4 protein-coding genes are annotated in these 4274 nt (G+C 70.3%); 1 reads left to right on the top strand and 3 read right to left on the bottom strand.

Features of this window, described 5'->3' with window-relative positions; translation table 11 throughout:
* The first annotated feature begins 351 nt into the window (after nucleotides 1-351).
* Nucleotides 352-1419: an AAA family ATPase gene (locus ACFRAR_RS38310; protein ID WP_380705017.1), complete on the top strand. Its 1068-nt coding sequence runs from the start codon at nucleotides 352-354 to the stop codon at nucleotides 1417-1419.
* A gap of 157 nt (nucleotides 1420-1576) precedes the next feature.
* Here the strand turns inward: ACFRAR_RS38310 and ACFRAR_RS38305 are convergent, their stop codons facing one another.
* The 3 genes from ACFRAR_RS38305 to ACFRAR_RS38295 form a co-directional block, all read right to left on the bottom strand.
* Nucleotides 1577-1975 (bottom strand): hypothetical protein, encoded by a 399-nt coding sequence (locus tag ACFRAR_RS38305; RefSeq protein WP_380705015.1) that lies wholly within the window; start codon nucleotides 1973-1975, stop codon nucleotides 1577-1579.
* 89 nt (nucleotides 1976-2064) lie between these two features.
* Nucleotides 2065-3807, bottom strand: coding sequence for a relaxase/mobilization nuclease domain-containing protein (locus tag ACFRAR_RS38300; RefSeq protein ID WP_380705012.1), 1743 nt, complete (start codon nucleotides 3805-3807; stop codon nucleotides 2065-2067).
* Nucleotides 3804-4136 (bottom strand): MobC family plasmid mobilization relaxosome protein, encoded by a 333-nt coding sequence (locus tag ACFRAR_RS38295; RefSeq protein ID WP_380705010.1) that lies wholly within the window; start codon nucleotides 4134-4136, stop codon nucleotides 3804-3806. The genes ACFRAR_RS38300 and ACFRAR_RS38295 overlap by 4 nt, the downstream gene beginning before the upstream one ends.
* Between the last annotated feature and the right edge of the window lie 138 nt (nucleotides 4137-4274).

Raw genomic sequence — 4274 nt, 5'->3', positions numbered from 1 at the left:
GGACCGCCACCGACATCGGTGGCGGTCCTTCGCGCTGCCCGGCCTACACCGGCGGAGAGCGCCTATTCCTGCAGTGTCGTATTCCTCGTCCGTCAGCCGCGGAGTCGCTCAGCAGCTCGACGGCGAACCCGAACCACCCAACGGCGGCCGACAGGTAGCGTTGAGCGCCGGAAGGGTCCCTCGACAGTGGCCCGTTGAGTGCAGGGGGCGGGGAACTTGACAGGTCCCGGGACAGAGCGAGGCGGCCGCGCGAACTTCGGCCCGACCGTGCGGAGACTACTTGCGCAGCGGGCTGGTTACCGCTGCTCCAATCCACGCTGTGGGGCTCTGACGATAGGCCCTGGTGGGGGCATGGACGATGTGGTTGACACCGGCACTGCCTCACACATCTTCGCAGCTGCCGCAGGCGGTCCCCGCGGCACTGGAGGACTGTCCGAGGACAATCGAGCATCAACCGCGAACGGGATCTGGCTATGCGCCGCGTGCGGCAGGCTCGTCGACGCCAACGCCGGCAACGAGTACCCGGTGTCATTGCTGCGTAGCTGGCGAGACCTGCATGAGTACCGCACACGTGTCGAACAGGGCGGCGCCCGCCGCCCAGCTGGCTGGATCCAGTCCATGGAAATCCGACGCCACTTCGTGCTAAATCCCGGTGTGGTTCAACTTGCTCGCTGCAACCTTCTGTTCGGACCCAATGGATCTGGCAAGACACAGCTGCTGAGCCTGCTGCGCTCTCTGTCGCAGCCGCTGACGCTCATGGACGGGTACAAGAAGTCCATCTGCACGATCAACTGGTTCGATCCTGAACCGCGGTCCGCCGACGTCGAAGTCGACGGGCCGCGGCTCCGCTACCGTGTTGATGGACGTGAAGTGCCACTCCCACCGCGCCCGTATCGCGTCTTCGAGTTCTCGGCACAACATCGCAACTATCGAGAAGCGCCTACCTTGAGGAGCCTCGCAGCGTCCCTCGATGTCGATGAGTGGATTGCCCGAGCGGTTGTGGACAAGCTGCCCATCGCTTTCCCGGAGATCTTCGCAACGGCAAGCGTCGCGGGAGGCGAATTGGAGATCAGCTACAGGAGTGGCTCGCGAGCTGCGGGACACGTTCCCCCTGAACTGCTGCTCCACTTCTACGCACTCGTCGTGCTGGCTGACCTGCAGGCGCAGTCGGAGCCCACACTCCTCGTCCTCGATGAGCCGTTTGTGTTCCTGCACCCGCCAGCGGAACGACAGGTACTTCAGCTATTGAGTTCGTCGGCTCGAACTTTCCAGACATTCCTCAGCTCACACAGCCTGACGGCCTTTGAGCAGCGAAACCACGGCTGGAACGCCACCGTACTATTGCCGGGCCCCGCAGGCGGCTTCCGCATATCCCAATTGGAGGAGGACATTGAAGCGATCGGCCGACACCACGAGTGAGCCCCGCGCCTGAATGCCGACCGAGCCGTCTTGCCGGGTGCACCCTGCAACCGATTCGGTATTGCGACTGGATCGATGGCTATCAGAATGGCCGCCTGGTCAAGCCGTGGTAACTGTAACTGCCGGGCCCCTGGTCAGCGGCGCCCGGAACCGCCCATTAATCCAGGTAGATGCCAGCGAAGGTGCCATCGAAGCCGAGGGCCATCCGTGCGGCGTCGGTGTCGGGGTGGTGGGTCCAGGTCGGGTTGGCGATCATCGCGTCGAATTCCTTGCGGGTGATCTCCGGCTCCAGCCACTCGTTCCCGCAGCGGCACCGCACCCAGACGTTGCGGCGGTGGTTGAGCAGCAGCCAGTCTCGGCGGACCCGGCAGGCGGAGCACGTCACTGGCATGCCGAGCAGCGCGAGTTCGGCCGGGTGCAGGAGACCGCGGACGGCCTCCGGACCGCTGGGGGTCTGGGTCTCGTACTCCAGCTGCAGGAGCGGGTCGGAGCCCGCCGGGACCGGGGTGGTGACCGGGGCCGGGGCGGTGTTGGTGTGCTCGGTGGTTCTGGTCACGGGCTCTCCGTTCGTGGTGCTCGGGTACTTGCGTAACACCTGGTGGCAGCAGGTGTCGAGGGGTTCCGGGAAGGCTGCGTGCTGCCGATTCAGCGGCGCAGCGCCGGGCGGCGCAGGTCGGTCGCGGGCCGGGCCGGTGCCGACTGCGCGGTGCGCGCCTGTGCTGATCCGGTCCGTGTCTGGGTGCCGGGGGACGTGCGGGTGCGGGGGTGTTCGGGGTTGGCGGGCAGGTCGGCGAGGCGGCGGATGCGCCAGACGAGGACGTCGTCAGTGTTGCGGGCGGTTTCCAACTCCCGCCGGTCGACGGCCTTCTCCAGGAGGGCCTGGGGGTCGTGGCCGGCCTTCTCGGCTTCCGCGAGGACGGCGGCTAGGGCGTCGTGCTCGCGGGTCGGGGTGTTCGGGGTGGCCGTGTCGCCGAGGACGGTGCGGATGGTGGTGTCGTGGCGGCGGCGTTCGCCCTCCGGGAGGGCGCGGCCTATCTCGCGCATGGTGTGCATGGGGGTGGCGGCGGCCCGCTGGTAGGCGGAGCGCAGGTGGTCGGCTGCTTGGCGGGAGGCTGCGGCCTGCTGGGCGTGGCCCCGGGCGGAGTGCCAGCGGGCGGCGGCCAGGGTGACCAGGACGAAGGTGGACAGGACCATGGCGGTGGCGCCGCCGTCCTCGGCTCGGCCGAGCGCGCTGCCGGCGTGGACGATTCCGCGGGCGGCCGAGCGCAGGGCGCGGATGTCGGCGTTCTCGGCGCGGACGTGGCTGCGGGTGGCGCGTTCGAAGGCGCGGGCGGCGGCGCGGAGTTCGGCGCGGGTGGCGGCCGGGGAGGTCTGGGCGAGGGCGTCGAGGATCTCCCCGGCGCCGACGAGGTGGGCGGCGGCTTCGTCGTCGTCCCGGCCGAGAGCGGCGGCGGCGCGCTCGGCGGCGCCGGCGGCGTCCCGGCGGCTCCGCGCGGGAGTGGAGCGTCCGGTGCGAGCCCGGCGGCTGCCCGGTTCCGGGGTTCCGGTGGTGGATGCGCTGTCGAGGCGAAGGCGGATACGGGGCAGGGAGAGATCGGGTGCGAGTTTGGACCCGGAGAACCAGATGGGCTCGCCGGTGCGGTTGCGGTCACCGGGCAAGGCGACGTTGTAGCCGGTGAGGTCACCGGACGGCAGGTGGCGGAGCTTCACCCGCAGACCGGCCTCACGCAGGCGGGTGAAGAACTCCTCCTCGCTGTCGGCTCCGGCGACGGCCTGGCGGACGGCCTCGCGCAGGGTTTCGCGCGGGGTCTCGGTGCGGCCGGTGCGTTCGGCTTTGAAGCGCTCGGCGCTGGTGGGGTTCTTGGCAGCGGTGCCGTCGCCCGGGTTGAGCCGGCGCAGGCCGTGCTCCTTCTCGATGAGGCGGGCTTCGGCTTGGGCCTTGCGGCGGTCGAAGGAGAGGTTGGCGAGGCGGCCGTCCTGGCGGACGAGGGTGGCGGCGATGTGGATGTGGTCGTCGGCGTGGCGGACGGCGACCCAGCGGCAGGCCGTGGTGTCGCCTTTCGGGGCGATGCCGGTGGCGTGGACGATGCGGCGGGCGATGTTCGCCCAGTCGTTGTCGTCGAGGTGGCGGTCGCCGGGGTCGGCACGCACCGAGCAGTGCCAGATGGTGTCGGCGGGGGCGCGGCCTGCGATGGCTTTGACGGGCTGGTCGAGTTGGGCGGCGAGCTGGGCGATGGTGTGGTGGGGGTTGCGGCCGGGGTCGGGGGCGAAGTCGTTCCAGCTCGCCACGAGGTGCTGGTCGGTGTGTTCATCGCGGCGGCCCGGTCCGAAGACGTAGCGGATGAGGCCGTAGGTGCCGCCGGTGCCGGTGCGGATCTTGGGGATCACCGGCGGACCATCCAGGCGACGGCGTCGTCGACCGCTGCGATGGAGGCTTCGACGCGGTGCAGGAGGTGGCGGAGGTCGGCGGCGGGTTGGCCGCCGGCGTTGAGGAAGTGGGCCACCTGGTTGACGTTGTTGCCGATGGCGGCGAGCTGGCGGTTGGACTCCATGAGTTCCTGGATGCCGCGCCGGTAGTCGGCGATGGCGGCGCCCGGGTCGGTGCTGGTGGCGGCGGCCAGGGTGGCGGCAGCGGAGAAGCCTCCGGGGGCGAGATCGGCTCGGTCGGCGGCCTTCCGGACGGCGGCCCACTCGGGTTCGCTGAAACGCAGGCTCACGCGGGTGCGGCGCTGGGTGGCGTGGCGGGGGCGGCGGCGTCGGGAGGCGGCGCGCTCGGGAGCGGGCGCGGCCGGTGTGTCTGTCCCGGCCGGCTCCCCTGAGCCGATTCCCCGGTTGTCGGCAGGCCCCCCTGGGCC

Source organism: Kitasatospora sp. NPDC056651 (assembly GCF_042792155.1).
In the GTDB taxonomy this organism is placed as follows: Bacteria; Actinomycetota; Actinomycetes; order Streptomycetales; family Streptomycetaceae; genus Kitasatospora.
This window is presented reverse-complemented; position numbering and strand designations above follow the sequence as displayed.

Excerpts from the sequence above, each read along its gene's own strand:
- ACFRAR_RS38310 (WP_380705017.1), top strand. The coding sequence starts at position 352 with ATGGACGATGTGGTTGACACCGGCACTGCCTCACACATCTTCGCAGCT.